Genomic DNA, 17008 nt, shown 5'->3' with positions numbered 1-17008 from the left:
GTTTATTTTTCAGCACTTATAGGATTTTTCTCAAAGAAATCTTGTACATACCCTACAAATTCTTGTGGTTCTTGACGAAATGGTGCGTGGTAACCTTTTTCTATAATATGAAAAGTGCTATTTTTTAAGAATTGATGATAAGTTTCTCCTTCTTTCCAAGAAACACTACTATCATTTCTTCCCCATATAATTAAAGTTGGTTGTTTTATTTCATTTGCATTGATTTGAAGACGCCTAGGCCACAATTTCATTTTGTTATAATGTTCTTCATCATTACGTTTAAATTTTACTTTGCTTTCATCATAGTCTGCAACAGAAGAAACTGTACTTAAATCCGTCGACAATTGTGGTTTAGGAGAGCCTTGTTTACTTACTAATGAGTGCGGGCCACCTGTAGCGTCGGTTAAAATAAGATGGGTAACCGCATCAGGATATAAATATGTTAAATTAAGAGAAATTTCTCCGCCCATGGAATGACCGAGTATTGCGAATGTCTCATAACCTAGTTTTTTCATTAACTTATAATATAAGTTCGCATGAGTTGGAAAGGAATAATAAAAGTCCATCGGTTTAGATGAACGCCCAAATCCTAAAGCATCCACAGAAATAATTGTATGATCTTTTGCTAAATCAGAATAAATCTTTTGGAATCCATCTGATGATCCACCGAATCCATGAATCATAAGTAAAGGTGGTTTCTTGCTGCCAATTTGCTTAAAGTAAATCGTTTGACCATCTATTTCAATCATTTTTTCTTCTGTAGTTAATTTCGCAGTAATTGTATTTTTCACTTGTTTTACTTGTTCCACGGGCTTTTCTGCGGCACTACATCCTACTAATAATGCAAGAGTCAGACAGCCCGCCATAAGATAGGTAAGTTGCTTCAATTAGTTGTCCCCTTTCTAGCATAACGCTGCATCTATCATAGCAAATAGCATATTACGGTTTCCAGGAAGTTGATTACTATTCTTTATCATAAGAGGTGAAAGAAGTGTTTCATGGAAATTTGCTGTTTGCAGAAATTGGCGGAATATGAATTGTGAATGCGGAACATCAATGCGTATTGTCCCATTCCACGATTTACAAATCATTTCTAATAATTGAATAGAGTCTGCTTCTTTTTTTGAAATAAGTGGAGTAATACATAGTACATTTCCTTTTTGTATGCATAAAGCAAAAGCATCTATTTGATTATTCCGTTCAATTTTAAATGAGTAAGTTGCTCTTGATAGTAGCGATGAATAAATCTTAGAACGATGTGCACCAGTCGCAGTTTGATCAAGAGAAATTAGAGATTGAAGATCAGTTTGCTGAATTTGTTTTATGGGAACGGAATTTGTATTTATGTAAGTCGCTTGTTTTTCGAAACGATGAATTGTTGTTATTGATTGAAATCCATATGATTGATATAAAGGTTCACCAGCTTTTGTTGCAATGAGCATAATAGGAAGCGGTGAATGAGCTAGTTTTAAGCTGTTGTTTAGCAAGATACGGCCAATGCCTTGTCTTTGAAAATCAGGATGTACGATTAACATGCCGATAGAAGAAAATCCAGGGTCGAATGAAAACACCCCTCCAGATGCAATAAGTTTATTCTCATGTACATAGCCAAAAATTGTGCCAATTGAAAGGTACATATGGAATTGTTCTTTCATAAAACTTTCGTGCTGTAGCCACCCGACTGATTCACAAAGAGAGAGTAAATCTGGAATGGAAGATTCGTTTAGTTTTATTGTTTTCATAAAGGTTCACCAAGTTTCCATTTTATTTTTAAAAATAGAGTTGATATTGTTATGAAATGTAAAGTAAGAGGTTTACGTTAAAAGAAATCTGATTTTTTTATATTTAGTTTGTAAAGGGCGCTATGATTGATATGAAAGGACACAGTTATACAAATTATAACTTATATTTACATAAGTTAACAAAAAATTTACATATAACTAATTTTCTCTTAACAGTCTTCTATTAAATTTGATAGTGGGAAATGAATAACCTAATTAGGGGGACAAAAAAGTGAAAAAGTTCGTAAAAAAAGCATGGCCATTTGCGGTTGTGGCGTCATTGGCAATTACTTCTGTAGCGACGTGGAATTTCACACGCACAGACAGTGTTAAAGCAGATGGGAAAGATAGCGATCAAAAGATTAAAAATGTCATTGTATTAATTGGGGATGGTATGGGGCCTTCATATATGACAGCTCATCGCTACATGAAAGACAATCCAAAAACATTTGAAATGGAATCTACAGAATTTGATAAACATCTTGTAGGAACACAAAAAACATATCCAGAAGATGAACATGAAAATATTACAGACTCTGCATCAGCAGCAACTGCGATGTCAGCAGGTATAAAAACATATAATGCAGCTATTGCAGTTGATAATGATAAAGCAAAAGTAAAAACAGTGCTTGAGCAAGCGAAAGAAAGAGGAAAGTCAACTGGACTTGTTGCAACTTCTGAAATTACACATGCAACACCAGCTGCTTTCGGTGCACATAACATTAGTCGTAAAAATATGGATGAAATCGCAAATGATTACTTTGATGAGAAAATAAAAGATAAGCATAAAATAGACGTTATGCTTGGCGGTGGCGTAAATAACTTTGTTAGAAAAGACCGTAATCTTACCGAAGAGTTTAAGAAGTCTGGTTATAGTTATGTAACAGATCGCAATCAATTATTAAATGATAAAAACGATCAAGTTCTTGGCCTATTTGCACCAGGCGGTTTAGATAAAATGATTGATCGTAATGATAAAACACCGTCATTAGAAGAGATGACAAATGCAGCGATTGATCGTTTGAACAAAAATAAAAATGGTTTCTTCTTAATGGTTGAAGGAAGTCAAATCGACTGGGCTGGACATGATAATGATATCGTTGCAGCAATGAGTGAAATGGAAGACTTTGAAAGAGCATTTAAAGCAGCGATTGAGTTTGCGAAAAAAGATAAAAATACATTAGTTGTTGCAACTGCAGACCATTCTACTGGAGGATTGTCTTTAGGTGCGAATGGTGAGTATAACTTTAAAGTAGAGCCGATTAAAGCTGCGAAACGTACACCAGACTTTATGGCAAATGAGATTGCAAAAGGTGCAAATGTAGAAGAAACATTGAAAAAGTATATTGATCTACAATTAACACCAGAAGAAATTAAAGCTGTAAATGATATAGCTCCATCAAAAGATGTAACAAAGATTGATAATGCGATTGAGGATATCTTCAATAAGCGTTCGGTTACAGGATGGACAACGGGTGGACATACAGGTGAAGATGTGAACGTATATGCATTCGGACCAGGTAAATACTTATTCTCTGGCGTTCAAGAGAATACAAATATAGCTAAACGTGTCTTTGATATTGTTGGCGGCGGCGACCCAAATAAAGGAAGACGCTAATTATAAAAGAAAGTGAGGCATTTTTGCCTCATTTTTTCTTTTTAGGAAGGGTGAAAAGATGAGAGGTTTTACGGGGAAATTAGGAGTCGCTATTCTAGTCGGACTATTGTTAGTTGGTTGTCAATCTAAAGAGGAGCATATAGAAAAGAAAACAGTCGCTAAGAAGATGGAAGAACAAGTACATATAACGAAAGAAGAAGAGGGGGCTATTCAAGGGGTTATTGAAGCATTTGTACGAACGACGAATGAAAAAAAATTTACTGAGCATATGACGTTATTTTCAAACAAAATGCTCGGTGCGGAAGACTTAAAAACACAAAAGGAAGCGGCATTTCAAAAGGGAAATAAGAAAATCGAATTGGAACATATGAATATGAAAGCTCTTAAAGGTGGGCTTGTTATTGTTGAAACAGAGGAAAAGGAAATAGACGGGGGAATTACTCTTCAGAAGAAAGTACAATATGGGCTTGGAAAAGAAGATGAAGGATGGAAAATTGAAGAGGTTCGTACGATAGAAAAGAAATAAAAAAGGTTCTCATAGGAGAGAACCTTTTTAAAGTGGTAATAAAATTTGATTTGAACATGCTTCAATGTCATCAATATCTTGACGGATTGTTGCCATTTTATTATCAAGATCTTCAGCTTTCATAGCAGCATCGTGCAGTTCATCCTTCAAATAATCAGGTATGTTTCCTTCATATTTGTAGTAAAGTTTATGTTCTAAACTTGCCCAAAAGTCCATAGCAAGTGTACGTAATTGAATTTCTGCAAAGACATCTTTCGTACCAGAATTTAGTGACAATGGATATTTTATTATCATGTGTAAACTTTTATAGCCATTTTGTTTTGGGCTAGCGATATAATCTTTTACTTCTACAATTTCCATATCTTCGCGCTTCTCAATAACCTCTTTTAAATGGTAAATATCTTCTACAAAGCAACATGTAATACGGATGCCAATAATATCTTGTAATTGTGTTTGAGCATTTTCAACTGTTGGTGATAAGTTTTTACGCTCAAGCTTCCTAATGATACTTTCGGGTTGTTTAAGTCTAGTTTTTATATGTTCAAACGGGTTGTAGTCTTCTAAAAATTGAGCTTCCCGGTTCATAATTTCAAATTTAGTTTTTAACTCTTCTAAAGCGAATGTATAAGGTAATACAAAAGCTTTCCAGTAGTTAACTGTTGATTGGTTATATTCCATTTATATACACACCTTTTCCTATTTACAAGTGAAGTTGTTATTATACTAAACACCAAATCATGTAGGCGCAAGCAGCAAATGATGAAATCATAAAGCGATATTTAGTTTTCATATTTTCAACTCCTTTCAAATGAAATTTTATATATGAATAAACGCGATTGTTAGTAAGTTCACTATGTACAATTCTTATAGTAATAGATTCATGTGAAATTCGTATGAACTAATTGTTTCAGTTTTTTGTCTTTTTTATAATCGGCAATTTGAAATAGAACTATATATTAAATGAATCATAATAATTACGTTTTATTTGTAATCGTGAATAAATGAGAGGGGAAATACACGTACGTGTAAATATTACATTGGCTTGTACAGAATGTAGTGATTGGAATTATATTTTTAAGAAAAATAAACGAAACAACTCAGAGCGCGTCGAACTAAAAAATATTGTCCACGATTAAAGCGAGTGACACTACATCGTGAAATGAAGTAAAAGATTAGATATATCTCTAGCTTTATTTTAGTCAATTAAATCCTTTTCTGGAATTTTGTTATAATTAACTTAACGTATAACTAAGGAGAGGTATGATGAATCGAAAAGATAAAGAAAGAAAAGAGCAAGTAGCTCATATTATTGAAATTCCAGATGAATATAGGCTTGTTGTAGATGATAAAGAAGGAGTGGATGATCCGCACCATCTATTATGGTGGGAATATAAAGAGGATGAGGAGAAAACGATACAAATTTCGTTAAATAGACATACCGGAGCGTTACTTGAATTAAAAATAGATGATGACGATTATTTTCCGAGTAATAATGAAAAGATGGATGAGAACAAAGCGAAAGAGATTGCAAATAAATTTATAAAAAATCATTTGCGAGAAGGATTTGAGCTTTATACATATGTGTATGTGGAGGATTGGCGAGATTTAAAGGAAGTAAATTATATGCAAGAGGTGAATGGATATCCATTGCCGAATACAAGGTGTGTTGTGCGAGTGCATCCTTCAGGGAATGTTGTGAATTTCTCCTATAACGGACGAAAAAGTATACAAGAAAAGCCGTTATGGCCAATTGAAATTGTTAATGAGAACATCGTTTTAGAAAATCTGAAAGCTAGACAAGATATGAGGCTGGTGTTTGCTGATTTAACATTCTCCTCATGTGCATATGAAAATGGACAAGAAATAAAAGGATATCACCTTTTGTATGAGCCAGAACCTGTCCATGCGTCTATTCATGCAAGTACAGGTAAGGATTTGTTTGGACCAGATCACTATAAATTACCTCCAACAGTAGAGGTTATCAAACCGACAAAAGGTAGTCAACAAGATGATATATTTGCTTTGTTTGATTGGGATAAAGAAAGTTTTACAAAAGTAGATGAGACGGAAAATGAATTTGAAATAAGGATGAAATTTGTACCGAAAGAGGAATTGCAAAAAGAAAGAGAAGAATCCATATTTAATGAATGAATTTTTTAAAAAACATTTGCCGATGTTAAAGTATAATAATTTAGTTGGCATTACTATTAATAAATCAACCAATGAGTTAATTGGCTTTATAAAACTGACAGAAGCTAAAGAAGCAAAACAAATACTGTCAAGAGAGGAATGCTTACAGAAAGCACTTCAATTTTTAGAACGAGTTATTCCAGATGTCACACAATATCTTCATCTTTGGGATGAACGCGATGAGGAAAAATATGGAGTTGAAAGATTTTTCTTTTCCGTATATGTGAATGGGATTCCAGTAGAGTATATGCAATTTATGATCAACATCAATACAGAAAATGGTGCTGTGATGCACTACTCAGGAGAATCTAGCAACATTATAAAAGAATTGCTCACATATGAAACAACACCAAAAGTAACAAAAGAAAAAGCGTTAGAAATATATAAAAAGGCCATCCGAGTTAAATTAGAATGGTATATAGATAATGATGCAGAGGAAACGGTATATCAATTACTGTATAAACAAACGACGGATGAAAATCGTAAAGAGTTCTTCGATTTTAGCCGAGAAATTCGTTATATTGATGCACATACTGGGGAGAAGATTTGGAGTAAATAAGTCTTTAAATAGGGAAAAAGGTCTTCGAGAGAAGACCTTTTTTAGAAAGAACGATTATTCTTCGTATGTATCAATTTTGTATAACCACTTCTGTACACTAGCAGGTGGTCCTTCTGTTCTCCACTTTGTTGTACACATTCCGCAAGAACAGTGAACTTTTCCTTTTGCAAAAATACCGGTAATTTCAGGAGTATATCCCCATGCGTGTTTTGCAATATTCATTTTTCGGCGTATTGTACGTTGACGTTGGTGTCTTGTATAAGCACGTGTTCTTTCAAATTTCATATTTGTAATCCCTCCTTGTAGTACAAGCAGCTTGCAAGAGCGTACAAGGAGTTCATCTCTTACAAGCTACTTATGAACAAGAGGGTAATGAAATGTTTCATATTCCACTCTCCAATCTTTTGTTTAAGTATACGTAGCGAAGCTTTGTGAGACAAATAGTATGCTTAAAAAACATATTGGAATGATATCGTACAGACACAAACAGCCTCACGCCCACATACACATAGTAAAGACCACTATTTTGGCGGAGGTGAAGGGTTTGAGTCTATTCGCCGCAATTGGATATATGGTTCGAGAAGTGTTTGTATTTGTTTCTTATGTGAAGAACAATGCGTTCCCGCAGCCGTTATCATCAGATGATGAGAGAAAGTACTTAGAGTTAATGGAGCAAGGTGATGCTCAAGCGAGAAATCTTTTAATTGAACATAATTTACGGCTTGTAGCTCATATTGTTAAAAAATTTGAAAACACCGGTGAAGATGCAGAAGATTTAATTTCAATTGGTACAATTGGGCTTATTAAAGCGATCGAAAGCTATTCAGCAGGGAAAGGAACAAAGCTTGCAACTTATGCAGCACGCTGTATTGAAAATGAAATTTTGATGCATTTACGTGTACTGAAGAAAACGAAAAAAGATGTCTCACTTCATGATCCGATCGGGCAAGATAAAGAGGGGAATGAAATATCACTTATTGATATATTAAAATCAGAATCTGAAGATGTAATTGATATGATTCAGTTAAGTATGGAGTTAGAGAAGATTAAAGAGTATATCGATATTTTAGATGAACGAGAGAAAGAAGTGATTGTGAAGCGTTTTGGGCTTGGGCTTGATAAGGAGAAAACACAAAGGGAGATTGCGAAGGCGCTTGGTATTTCAAGGAGCTATGTATCACGAATTGAAAAGCGTGCTTTAATGAAAATGTTCCATGAATTTGTGCGAGCTGAGAAAGAGAAGAAAGCAAAAGAATAATGTACATTGTAGGCAGCTACACTTTAAAAGTGGCTGCTTTTCTTTCGGAAAAAAGGAAAGAAAACGAGCCACTCTAAGAAGAAATACATGTTCACTGTTGAAAATGACGGGTTCTATCTGTAATATTAGAAGGTGCTAACCAATTTAAGAATAAAAATTATACTTAGTTTTTCTTCGTGTATAACGAGGCGGCTCCATTCTATATGTGGGAATAAGAACCAATTTTACATATGATATAGAGAGAAAAGAAGGGGAAACTAAAGTTACAGACTGATTAGGAGGTTTCGCAATTTGCGACGTACATTATATCGACTTATGATCGAACTTACAAATGGTCGTTTTACTTCTTATATATTACGTAAATTTGCACAATCTCGTTTAAGCTCTATCATTATTCCATCGTATGCGAAAGTTTTTCAAATCAATCAAGATGAGATGGAAAAGGGTTTGAAGGAATATCGAACATTGCATGATTTATTTACACGTAGGCTAAAAGAAGGAAAACGTAGTATTGATACAGACGCATCGAGTATCATTAGTCCTGTTGATGGTGTTTTTGCTGATCAAGGTCCTATTGAGGATACAAAAATATTCGATATTAAAGGCAAACGTTATTCAATAGTGGATATGCTAGGTAATGAAGAGCGCGCAAAACGATATGCAGGCGGTACATATATGGTAATTTATTTGAGTCCAAGTCATTATCATCGTATTCATAGTCCACTTTCAGGCTCTGTGACTGAAAGATTTGTACTCGGTAGAAAATCATATCCAGTAAATGCAGCCGGTATGGAATATGGGAAAGAACCGTTGTCGAAAAATTATCGCTCTGTTACAGAAGTAAATAGTGAAGGCGAACATATGGCGCTTGTAAAAGTAGGGGCAATGTTTGTAAATAGTATTGAGCTTCTTCATGAAAGAAGTACTGTTCAAAAAGGCGAAGAGATGGCATACTTTACATTTGGTTCAACAGTTGTTTTATTGTTTGAAAAAGATATGATTGAAGTAATGAAGGAATTGACAAGTGGACAAGAGCTTCGTCTTGGTGAAAAAATTGCAACTCGATTATCTCATAAGTAAAGAAAAGATTTTATTATAAACTTGTGAAGGCTCTAATTAAGAAATATGGACAAAGGTGCTTAATGAAGAAATCCCCTAGATGGGAGTACTTGTTTATTCGAGAGCCATCGTAGGATGGCTCTTTTTACAGGTCAATCAGTAATCTATATGTACTCAAGAAGATTTGACAAGCTTGTCCTCTAATGAGCGTCTAATAATTTCTTGTTTTATAAGTAAAATGAAGTCGGGATTTAATTTTAGCTCTTTTGCTTTATAATAAGACTCAGTGAGTAACTCAGTAGATAACTGTTCCATATGTTTTGTTTTCAAGGTGAGTCACCTCCTAATAATATAAGGATTGATTCGTTGTTGCATTTAATGTACCAAAAAAATATGACAGTCACAAACAAGGGGTTATCCACATACCTCAGTGGATAAAATGTGTATAGATTGTTAGTAAATTCCAAATTGACTGAAAAATTAATGTGGAAAGTGTGTACAAGTTTATCCACAGGTTATCTATCGAAAAATGTTGTCGAAAAATTTTATGAAAAATCCTCAAAGAGGTGAAAGAAATTGAAGTTATTTTTACCAAATGAATATGTGAAAAATGTATATCATGTTCAACCAGAAGATTTGAAAAAACGAGGAATTAAAGGGGTTATTACTGATTTAGATAACACTTTAATTGAATGGGATCGTCCAAACGCAACACCACAGCTTGAAGAGTGGTTTTTGAAAATGAAAGAAAATGACATTCAAGTAACGGTCGTTTCAAATAATAACGAGCAACGCGTTAAAGACTTTGCTGATCCATTAGGTATTCCATTTATTCATAGTGCGCGTAAACCGCTTGTTCGCGCATTTAAGCGTGCGATACAAGAGATGCAATTACAGCCAGATGAAGTCGTAGTAATTGGAGATCAGCTACTAACGGATGTGCTCGGTGGAAATCGAGTAGGACTTCATACAATTTTAGTTGTGCCAGTAGCGCAAACGGACGGATTGGTGACGCGCTTTAATCGAAAAATCGAGCGAAGAATTATGAGAAATATGAAGAAAAAAGGCTTAATTAACTGGGAGGAATAAAGTTTGACTGAAACAATTAAATGTATTGGTTGCGGTGTAGAAATTCAAACAGAAAATAAAAATGAAGTAGGATATGCTCCTGCATCATCTTTAGAGAAGGAACAAGTAATTTGCCAACGCTGTTTTCGTTTGAAACATTATAACGAAATTCAAGATGTATCTTTAACAGATGATGATTTCCTTCGCATTTTGAATGGAATTGGACAATCAGACGCACTAGTGGTCAAAATCGTAGATATTTTCGATTTCAATGGTAGCTGGTTACCAGGCTTACATCGTTTTGTAGGGAATAATAAAGTATTACTTGTAGGGAATAAGGCTGACTTAATTCCAAAGTCAGTTAAGCATGATAAAGTAAAACATTGGATGCGCTATAGTGCAAAGCAACTTGGTTTAAAACCAGAAGATGTCTTTTTAATTAGTGCAGCTAAAGGGCAAGGAATCGCTGAACTTGCTGAGGCAATTGAGTATTACCGCGGAGGCAAAGACGTTTATGTTGTCGGATGTACGAATGTTGGTAAATCAACATTTATTAATCGTATGATTAAAGAGTTTAGTGATGAAACTGAGAATGTAATTACAACATCTCATTTCCCAGGAACAACACTTGATTTAATTGATATTCCATTAGATGAAGCATCATCTCTATATGATACACCGGGTATTATTAATCATCATCAAATGGCCCATTATGTTGGGAAACAAAGCTTAAAGCTTATTACACCGACTATAGAGATTAAGCCAATGGTATTCCAATTAAATGAGGAACAAACATTATTCTTTGGCGGATTAGCACGATTTGATTATGTAAGTGGAGGCCGTCGTGCATTCACTTGTCATTTCTCAAACCGTTTAACAATCCATCGCACAAAGCTCGAAAAGGCTGATGAATTGTACGAAAGACATGCTGGGGAATTATTGAATCCACCGACACCAGAAGAATTAGAAAATATGCCTGAGTTTGTGAAATATGAATTTAATATTCGTGAACCGAAAACGGATGTTGTATTCTCTGGATTGGGCTGGGTTACTGTAAATGAATCAGGAGCGAAAATTGTTGCTCATGTACCAAAAGGAGTAAGTGTTTCATTACGTAAATCTTTAATTTAATATGGAGAGGGATTTATGAAACAATTATATGGTGTAATCGGAAATCCAATTGGACATTCATTATCACCCGTTATGCATAACGATGCATTTGAACACTTGAATATGGATGCCCACTATCACGCGTTTCTTGTAGAAGAAGAAACGTTAGGGGAAGCAGTAAAAGGTTTAAAAGCATTAGGAATTTCAGGGTTTAATGTAACAACTCCGCACAAAGTTGCAATTATGGAGTATCTAGATGAAGTTGCCCCGCTAGCAGAGCAAATCGGTGCAGTAAATACGGTCGTTCATCGAGAGGGAAAATTGATTGGGTATAATACGGATGGAATTGGTTTTGTTCGTGCCTTACAGTCAATTAGTAAAGATCCGCTTCAAGAGAAACGTATTTTATTAATCGGTGCAGGCGGTGCTAGTCGAGCTATTTACTTTTCACTTGCAGATGTAGGTGTGAAAGCAATTGATATTGCTAATCGTACTGTAGATAAGGCGGAAAATCTTATCGCTGGATGCATGGAAAATGTTAATTCACATGCTCTATCGCTAGAACGCGCAGCGGAAGTTCAAGGGGAATATGATATTATCATTCAAACAACAACGATAGGCATGCATCCGCATGTTGAGTATGCACCGCTAGAAATTCGTTCGTTGAAACAAGGAACGATTGTTTCTGATATTATTTATAATCCATTTGAGACGAAAATTTTAGGCGATGCGAAAGCACAAGGTGCAACAATTCAAAATGGAATCGATATGTTCGTTTATCAAGGTGCACTTGCATTTGAAATGTGGACAGGTCGTGTGCCGAATATTGATAGAATGAAACAATTAGTAATGAGAAAGCTTGGAGGCTAATTATATGTTAACAGGAAAACAAAAAAGATTTTTACGTGCGCAGGCACATCATTTAACACCGATTTTTCAAGTTGGAAAAGGCGGCGTAAATGAAAATATGATTAAACAAATTGCAGACACTTTAGAAGCACGTGAATTATTCAAAGTGAGCGTGTTACAAAACTGTGAATTTGATCGCCGTGAAGTTGCAGAAGAGCTTGCACAAGGTGCACGTGCTGAAATCGTTCAAGTAATTGGAAGCACAATTGTTTTATACAAAGAATCAAGAGAAAATAAACAAATTAAGCTTCCACGATAAAAGGTATAAGTGAGTTGTTTCGTAATTGACGCTTGATATGTAGAGAGCGAAACCAATTGAACTTTTATTAACAGTAGACTCTCTTCGAATGTTTATGGGGAGAGTTGCTGTATGTAAAAGGAAGGAGCGTTTCTTTTGAGAAAAATTGGCATTATTGGCGGCACATTTGATCCACCTCATAATGGGCATTTATTAATTGCGAATGAAGTGTATCATGCGCTAAATTTGGAAGAGGTATGGTTTTTGCCAAACCAAATTCCGCCGCACAAACAAGGCCGTAACATTACGAGTGTGAACAACCGATTAAACATGCTGCAAATGGCGACTGAAGAAGAAGCATACTTTTCAATTTGTTTAGAAGAGCTAAACAGAGAAGGCCCATCTTATACGTATGACACGATGTTACAATTAACAAAGGAGTATCCGGATGTACAGTTTCACTTTATTATTGGCGGAGACATGGTTGAGTATTTACCGAAATGGTATAACATTGAGGAGTTACTCAAGCTTGTAACTTTTGTTGGAGTTGCAAGACCAGGTTATACATTGCATACGCCTTATGATATCGTGAAAGTGGAAATTCCAGAGTTTGCAGTTTCTTCCTCTTTGTTGCGTGAGAGATACATGGAGAAGAAAACGTGCAAATATTTACTTCCTGAAAAAGTACAGGTATATATCGAGAGGAATGGGTTGTATGAATCGTGAAAAAGCACTTGAAATTGTCAAACAACAAATGCATGAAAAACGTTATATACACACGATTGGTGTAATGGAAACAGCGATTGAACTTGCTCGGTTATATGGTGTAGATGAGAAAAAGGCAGAGATAGCTGCTATATTTCACGATTATGCAAAATGTAGAGCGATTCCAGAAATGGAAGGGATTATTAAGAGAGAAGCTTTGCCGAAGGATCTACTTCACTATAACAAAGAGTTATGGCATGCACCTGTTGGGGCATACTTAGTAGAAAAAGAAGTGGGCATTACTGATCCTGAAATTCTACAAGCTATTACATATCATACAAGTGGTCATGAAAAAATGACAATGTTAGATAAAGTTATTTATGTGGCAGATTACATTGAACCAGGTCGTAAATTTCCTGGTGTGGAAGAAGCGAGAAAACTCGCATATAAAGATATAAATCAAGCTTTATTGTTTGCTTTAAAGCGAACAATTCAATTTTTAATGGAAAAAGATCAAACGATTTATCCATTAACATTCCAAACATACAACGCAGTTATCAAGGAGGAAATTAATAAATGAAAGATAAAGAGTTATTAGTATTAGCGGCAAAAGCAGCTGATGATAAGAGAGCAGAAGATATGGTTGTACTAAATATGCAAGGAATTTCACCAATTGCTGACTATTTTATTATTTGTCACGGGAATTCAGACAAGCAAGTGCAAGCAATTGCACGTGAAATTAAGTCGAAGGCACATGAGTTGAAAATTGATGTTCAACGTATGGAAGGTTTTGATGAAGCACGTTGGGTTTTAGTAGACCTTGGTGATGTAGTTGCACATGTATTCCATAAAGATGAGCGTGATCACTACAATTTAGAGCGTCTATGGGGCGATGTGCCGCGTGAAGATATCGCAGATGAGTTAGATCAATGAAATACGAACAATTTGCATTGCTGTATGACGAACTGATGAATGATGTCCCTTATGACAAATGGGTGGAATTCACAGAAGAAAGTTTGCAACAGGCATCTATGAAAGAGGCAAAAATTCTTGACGTAGCATGTGGAACTGGTAACGTAACACTTCCGCTTGTGCGAAAAGGTTATGATTTAATTGGTGTAGATCTTTCGGAAGAAATGTTAACTGTCGCGCAGCAGAAATTGGGGGGAGAAGGTTACTTTATTCCTTTTTACCAACAGGACATGAGAGAGCTCGATGTTCCTGGTGAATTCGATTGTGTGACAATCTTTTGTGACTCATTAAACTATGTATTGCAAGAAGATGGAGTGCAAGAAACATTTAGAAGAGTTTTCCACCATTTACGTCAGGATGGCTTGTTTTTATTCGATGTACACTCTTTATATAAAATACATCACGTATTTCAAAATGAAACATATACAGTGAATGGCGAAGAAATATCACTTATTTGGAACTGCTTCCCTGGAGAAGAATCAGATAGTGTGGAACATGATTTGACATTCTTTGTACAAGATTCAGAAGAAGATGTGTATCATCGTTTTGACGAATGTCACGTGCAGCGTGCATATTCGGTTGAAGTGTTAACGAAATGGCTTGAAGAATCTGGGTTTACGGTGCTTCGTGTCACAGGTGATTTTGAACGAATTGAAGTGACGGAACAAACAGAGCGCATCTTTTTTATGGCGAAGAAGAATGGATAAAACAAAAGCAACCGATAAGGTTGCTTTTGTTTTATAGAAAAGATGTAGTTTTAGTTCTAGAAAAATAAAAAGATGAAATGTGTAAAGTGTAAAAATGCTAGTTTTAGTGAAAATGTAGTATGAAAAAGATACGTATTAATAAAAAGGGTTTGGAATTACGATGGCGTATTTATTATGTGTGTTTATTGAATTGCTGCTCAACGCACTTTAAATCTTCATCAAATTTCTCATGTGTCCGTTCAATTAATTTATGGAACATATCCCCGACGTGCTCTTCTAAAATACGAATACCTTCACCTGTAACACCGCCTTTGACACATACCTTTTCTTGTAATGTGGGTAATGTGAAAATCTCTTTTTCAAGTAATTTCCCCATTCCAATGACCATTTCACTTACTAAAGTAGTGGCTTCTTCATGTGTAATATTTGTTTTATCTACAGCAGCGTTAATGAAACATTGTAATAAATAACTAAAAAAAGCAGGGCCACAGCTTGCTATATCAGATGAAACGCGCGTTATATTTTCTTCTATAACAAGGGGAGTAGAAATGTTTTTGAATAGACGAAGTAGTTTTTGCTGCCATTCTTCAGAGCAGTTATTTCCAAAGGTAAAAAGTGATGCACCGGATAAGGCGCGGTTTGTGATGCTTGGAATGATACGCGCGACATGGCAAGGTACAAGTGTTTCTAATTGTGCTGGAGATATTGGACTTGTGATAGAAACTAAGCACTTTTCATCAGAGAAATGTTCAGCGTATTTTTGTAGGATAGGATATATATCTATCGGTTTTACGCAAATGAAAATAAGCTGCGATTGTTCGATTACCTCTTGGATTGTTTTGGCTATATGAACAGAAGGGTATTTTTCTTTTATATGATATGCTTTGGCAGGCGTCCGATTAATAATAGTAAGGCACGAAGGTTTGACAGCACGGGTTTCTAAAAATGCATCGATTAGTATATTCCCCATGTTCCCTGTCCCTATAATTCCTATATTCAATGTTTCATCCCTCCTTCGTAACAGCGTTCTCCTAAACAATATGAATGATGTTATAAATTTATGATTAGAGGTGTAAAATGATGTGGGATTTTCCGAAAAAATGGTTGGGATTAGTAGTTATTATTGGCATTGTGATATTCCTTTTTTTCTGGAAAACGAACCAGCATACAGAACAATCACTCATTACAATGGATGTTCAAGCGAAAGATGTGGTGAAAAAAAGCAAACCGAAAGTATCGGATGCAAAGGAACAGAAGAAAATAATTATAATTGATGTAAAAGGAGCGGTTTTTAAAGAGGGTGTGTATGAAATGAAGGAAGGGGACCGGGTGAAGGACGCGGTTGAAAAAGCTGGTGGTTTGTTGCCAGATGCAGATATGAAGAAAGTGAATTTGGCGCAAATGGTCCAAGATCAAATGATTCTTTATGTTCCTAACAAAAATGAGCTAGTGCAAGAAGGAGCTGCTTTTTCAAAAAGCGAGGGTAAAGTGCAAATAAATACAGCTTCTAAAGAGCAACTGGAAAAAATAACGGGTATTGGTTCTCGGAAGGCGGAAAGTATTTTGAAATATCGAGAAGAACACGGCCCGTTTCGGAAAATAGAAGATTTATTGGAGATTGATGGGATTGGAACGAAGTCCCTTGAAAAAATAAAAGATCAAATAATTATTCCATAAAAGATTGACGAAGTTTTTCCTCTTTCGCTACACTACAAGTAGACAAAAAAGTAGGTGAAAAATATGGAACGAATTTCATGGGATCAATATTTTATGACGCAAAGCCATCTGTTATCTTTGCGTAGTACGTGTACAAGACTTGCGGTAGGAGCGACGATCGTTCGTGATAAACGAATTATTGCTGGTGGATATAACGGTTCAATTAAAGGTGGTGTACATTGTATAGACGATGGTTGTTACGTCATTGATAATCATTGTGTTCGTACAATTCATGCTGAAATGAATGCTTTATTGCAATGTGCGAAGTTTGGTGTAAAAACAGAGGAAGCAGAAATATACGTTACGCATTTCCCTTGTCTACAATGTTGCAAGGCGATTATTCAAAGTGGTATTACAGCAGTTTATTATGCACAGGATTATAAAAATCATCCGTATGCTATAGAGTTATTTGAACAAGCAAATGTGACAGTGAAGCACGTTCCGCTAGAATATGACATTGCATCGCTAGAGGAACAAGAACGTCATTTGCAGCTAAAAGAACTGTTTGCATCTTTAGAAAAAGATAACTTGTCAATGGAAGAATTACAGCGTGTATTCACTGAAGCAAAAATGATGCTATAAGGGGTGGATA

General features: G+C 35.4%; 20 protein-coding genes and 2 pseudogenes. 16 read left to right on the top strand and 6 right to left on the bottom strand.

Features of this window, described 5'->3' with window-relative positions:
• Nucleotides 1-2: 2 nt before the first annotated feature.
• Nucleotides 3-866 carry an alpha/beta fold hydrolase gene (locus tag ACTFQM_RS16715; protein ID WP_440035807.1) on the bottom strand — a complete coding sequence of 288 codons (864 nt, stop codon included), beginning with the start codon at nt 864-866 and terminating at the stop codon, nt 3-5.
• Nucleotides 867-902: 36 nt separating this feature from the next.
• Nucleotides 903-1742, bottom strand: a complete 840-nt coding sequence (locus ACTFQM_RS16710) for a GNAT family N-acetyltransferase (RefSeq protein ID WP_002173536.1) — start codon at nt 1740-1742, stop codon at nt 903-905.
• A gap of 271 nt (nt 1743-2013) precedes the next feature.
• Here ACTFQM_RS16710 and ACTFQM_RS16705 point away from each other — a divergent pair, with 271 nt between their 5' ends.
• Complete coding sequence (locus ACTFQM_RS16705) at nt 2014-3399, top strand: alkaline phosphatase (protein WP_002173535.1); 1386 nt, start codon at nt 2014-2016, stop codon at nt 3397-3399.
• A 58-nt stretch (nt 3400-3457) separates the two neighbouring features.
• On the top strand, nt 3458-3925 hold the full coding sequence (locus tag ACTFQM_RS16700) for a hypothetical protein (RefSeq protein ID WP_440035266.1): 468 nt from the start codon (nt 3458-3460) through the stop codon (nt 3923-3925).
• 27 nt (nt 3926-3952) lie between these two features.
• On the opposite strand, the gene ACTFQM_RS16695 is transcribed toward ACTFQM_RS16700, so the two are convergent.
• The gene (locus ACTFQM_RS16695) at nt 3953-4603 is read right to left on the bottom strand and encodes a GTP pyrophosphokinase (protein ID WP_002173533.1); all 651 of its coding nucleotides are present in this window, start codon (nt 4601-4603) and stop codon (nt 3953-3955) included.
• 323 nt (nt 4604-4926) lie between these two features.
• Between ACTFQM_RS16695 and rpmG the strand changes: the two are divergent.
• Nucleotides 4927-5093, top strand: a pseudogene (rpmG, locus tag ACTFQM_RS16690) (50S ribosomal protein L33).
• Between the two features lie 92 nt (nt 5094-5185).
• Nucleotides 5186-6674: pseudogene (locus tag ACTFQM_RS16685) on the top strand (YcdB/YcdC domain-containing protein).
• Nucleotides 6675-6728: 54 nt separating this feature from the next.
• On the opposite strand, the gene ACTFQM_RS16680 reads toward ACTFQM_RS16685, so the two are convergent.
• A complete protein-coding gene (locus ACTFQM_RS16680; protein ID WP_440035264.1) occupies nt 6729-6959 on the bottom strand; it encodes a hypothetical protein in 231 nt (76 codons plus the stop codon).
• Nucleotides 6960-7218: 259 nt separating this feature from the next.
• Between ACTFQM_RS16680 and sigK the strand changes: the two genes are divergently transcribed.
• Entirely contained in the window at nt 7219-7932 is a 714-nt protein-coding gene (gene sigK, locus ACTFQM_RS16675; protein ID WP_000051382.1) for an RNA polymerase sporulation sigma factor SigK, read from the top strand.
• 291 nt (nt 7933-8223) lie between these two features.
• Complete coding sequence (locus tag ACTFQM_RS16670) at nt 8224-9012, top strand: phosphatidylserine decarboxylase (protein WP_440035262.1); 789 nt, start codon at nt 8224-8226, stop codon at nt 9010-9012.
• 153 nt (nt 9013-9165) lie between these two features.
• Here ACTFQM_RS16670 and ACTFQM_RS16665 read toward each other — a convergent pair whose 3' ends face one another.
• A complete protein-coding gene (locus ACTFQM_RS16665) occupies nt 9166-9321 on the bottom strand; it encodes a sporulation histidine kinase inhibitor Sda (RefSeq protein WP_000850094.1) in 156 nt (51 codons plus the stop codon).
• 246 nt (nt 9322-9567) lie between these two features.
• Between ACTFQM_RS16665 and ACTFQM_RS16660 the strand changes: the two genes are divergently transcribed.
• The 8 genes from ACTFQM_RS16660 (at nt 9568) to ACTFQM_RS16625 (ending at nt 14700) form a co-directional block, all read left to right on the top strand.
• On the top strand, nt 9568-10080 hold the full coding sequence (locus ACTFQM_RS16660; RefSeq protein WP_071718583.1) for a YqeG family HAD IIIA-type phosphatase: 513 nt from the start codon (nt 9568-9570) through the stop codon (nt 10078-10080).
• A gap of 3 nt (nt 10081-10083) precedes the next feature.
• Nucleotides 10084-11190: a ribosome biogenesis GTPase YqeH gene (gene yqeH, locus ACTFQM_RS16655; protein WP_440035260.1), complete on the top strand. Its 1107-nt coding sequence runs from the start codon at nt 10084-10086 to the stop codon at nt 11188-11190.
• A 15-nt stretch (nt 11191-11205) separates the two neighbouring features.
• On the top strand, nt 11206-12039 hold the full coding sequence (gene aroE, locus ACTFQM_RS16650) for a shikimate dehydrogenase (RefSeq protein ID WP_440035258.1): 834 nt from the start codon (nt 11206-11208) through the stop codon (nt 12037-12039).
• 4 nt (nt 12040-12043) lie between these two features.
• On the top strand, nt 12044-12337 hold the full coding sequence (gene yhbY, locus ACTFQM_RS16645; protein WP_048372262.1) for a ribosome assembly RNA-binding protein YhbY: 294 nt from the start codon (nt 12044-12046) through the stop codon (nt 12335-12337).
• A 135-nt stretch (nt 12338-12472) separates the two neighbouring features.
• A complete protein-coding gene (locus tag ACTFQM_RS16640) occupies nt 12473-13042 on the top strand; it encodes a nicotinate-nucleotide adenylyltransferase (RefSeq protein WP_440035255.1) in 570 nt (189 codons plus the stop codon).
• Entirely contained in the window at nt 13032-13601 is a 570-nt protein-coding gene (gene yqeK / locus ACTFQM_RS16635; protein ID WP_327917467.1) for a bis(5'-nucleosyl)-tetraphosphatase (symmetrical) YqeK, read from the top strand. The genes ACTFQM_RS16640 and yqeK overlap by 11 nt, the downstream gene beginning before the upstream one ends.
• The gene (rsfS, locus tag ACTFQM_RS16630) at nt 13598-13954 is read left to right on the top strand and encodes a ribosome silencing factor (RefSeq protein ID WP_025147394.1); all 357 of its coding nucleotides are present in this window, start codon (nt 13598-13600) and stop codon (nt 13952-13954) included. Before yqeK ends, rsfS begins: the two co-directional genes overlap by 4 nt.
• A complete protein-coding gene (locus tag ACTFQM_RS16625) occupies nt 13951-14700 on the top strand; it encodes a class I SAM-dependent DNA methyltransferase (protein WP_025147395.1) in 750 nt (249 codons plus the stop codon). The genes rsfS and ACTFQM_RS16625 overlap by 4 nt, the downstream gene beginning before the upstream one ends.
• 172 nt (nt 14701-14872) lie before the next feature.
• Here ACTFQM_RS16625 and comER read toward each other — a convergent pair whose 3' ends face one another.
• A complete protein-coding gene (gene comER, locus ACTFQM_RS16620; RefSeq protein WP_002173521.1) occupies nt 14873-15700 on the bottom strand; it encodes a late competence protein ComER in 828 nt (275 codons plus the stop codon).
• 77 nt (nt 15701-15777) lie between these two features.
• Between comER and ACTFQM_RS16615 the strand changes: the two genes are divergently transcribed.
• Together ACTFQM_RS16615 and ACTFQM_RS16610 are read left to right on the top strand one after the other, a co-directional pair.
• A complete protein-coding gene (locus tag ACTFQM_RS16615) occupies nt 15778-16377 on the top strand; it encodes a helix-hairpin-helix domain-containing protein (protein WP_440035253.1) in 600 nt (199 codons plus the stop codon).
• Between the two features lie 63 nt (nt 16378-16440).
• Nucleotides 16441-16998, top strand: coding sequence for a ComE operon protein 2 (locus ACTFQM_RS16610; protein ID WP_002173519.1), 558 nt, complete (start codon nt 16441-16443; stop codon nt 16996-16998).
• The last annotated feature ends 10 nt before the right edge of the window (nt 16999-17008 follow it).

It is taken from the genome of Bacillus cereus group sp. MYBK30-2 (assembly GCF_051915945.1).
GTDB lineage: Bacteria > Bacillota > Bacilli > Bacillales > Bacillaceae_G > Bacillus_A > Bacillus_A paramycoides.
The sequence above is the reverse complement of the archived record's forward strand: the minus strand, read 5'-3'. Positions and strand labels throughout refer to the sequence as shown.

Bases quoted from the DNA above. Each gene is read 5' to 3' on its own strand.
- ACTFQM_RS16715 (WP_440035807.1), bottom strand. From the start codon at position 866: ATGGCGGGCTGTCTGACTCTTGCATTATTAGTAGGATGTAGTGCCGCA.
- ACTFQM_RS16710 (WP_002173536.1), bottom strand. From the start codon at position 1,742: ATGAAAACAATAAAACTAAACGAATCTTCCATTCCAGATTTACTCTCT.
- ACTFQM_RS16700 (WP_440035266.1), top strand. From the start codon at position 3,458: ATGAGAGGTTTTACGGGGAAATTAGGAGTCGCTATTCTAGTCGGACTA.
- ACTFQM_RS16695 (WP_002173533.1), bottom strand. From the start codon at position 4,603: ATGGAATATAACCAATCAACAGTTAACTACTGGAAAGCTTTTGTATTA.
- ACTFQM_RS16680 (WP_440035264.1), bottom strand. From the start codon at position 6,959: ATGAAATTTGAAAGAACACGTGCTTATACAAGACACCAACGTCAACGT.
- aroE (WP_440035258.1), top strand. From the start codon at position 11,206: ATGAAACAATTATATGGTGTAATCGGAAATCCAATTGGACATTCATTA.
- yhbY (WP_048372262.1), top strand. From the start codon at position 12,044: ATGTTAACAGGAAAACAAAAAAGATTTTTACGTGCGCAGGCACATCAT.
- yqeK (WP_327917467.1), top strand. From the start codon at position 13,032: ATGAATCGTGAAAAAGCACTTGAAATTGTCAAACAACAAATGCATGAA.
- rsfS (WP_025147394.1), top strand. From the start codon at position 13,598: ATGAAAGATAAAGAGTTATTAGTATTAGCGGCAAAAGCAGCTGATGAT.
- ACTFQM_RS16625 (WP_025147395.1), top strand. From the start codon at position 13,951: ATGAAATACGAACAATTTGCATTGCTGTATGACGAACTGATGAATGAT.
- ACTFQM_RS16615 (WP_440035253.1), top strand. From the start codon at position 15,778: ATGATGTGGGATTTTCCGAAAAAATGGTTGGGATTAGTAGTTATTATT.
- ACTFQM_RS16610 (WP_002173519.1), top strand. From the start codon at position 16,441: ATGGAACGAATTTCATGGGATCAATATTTTATGACGCAAAGCCATCTG.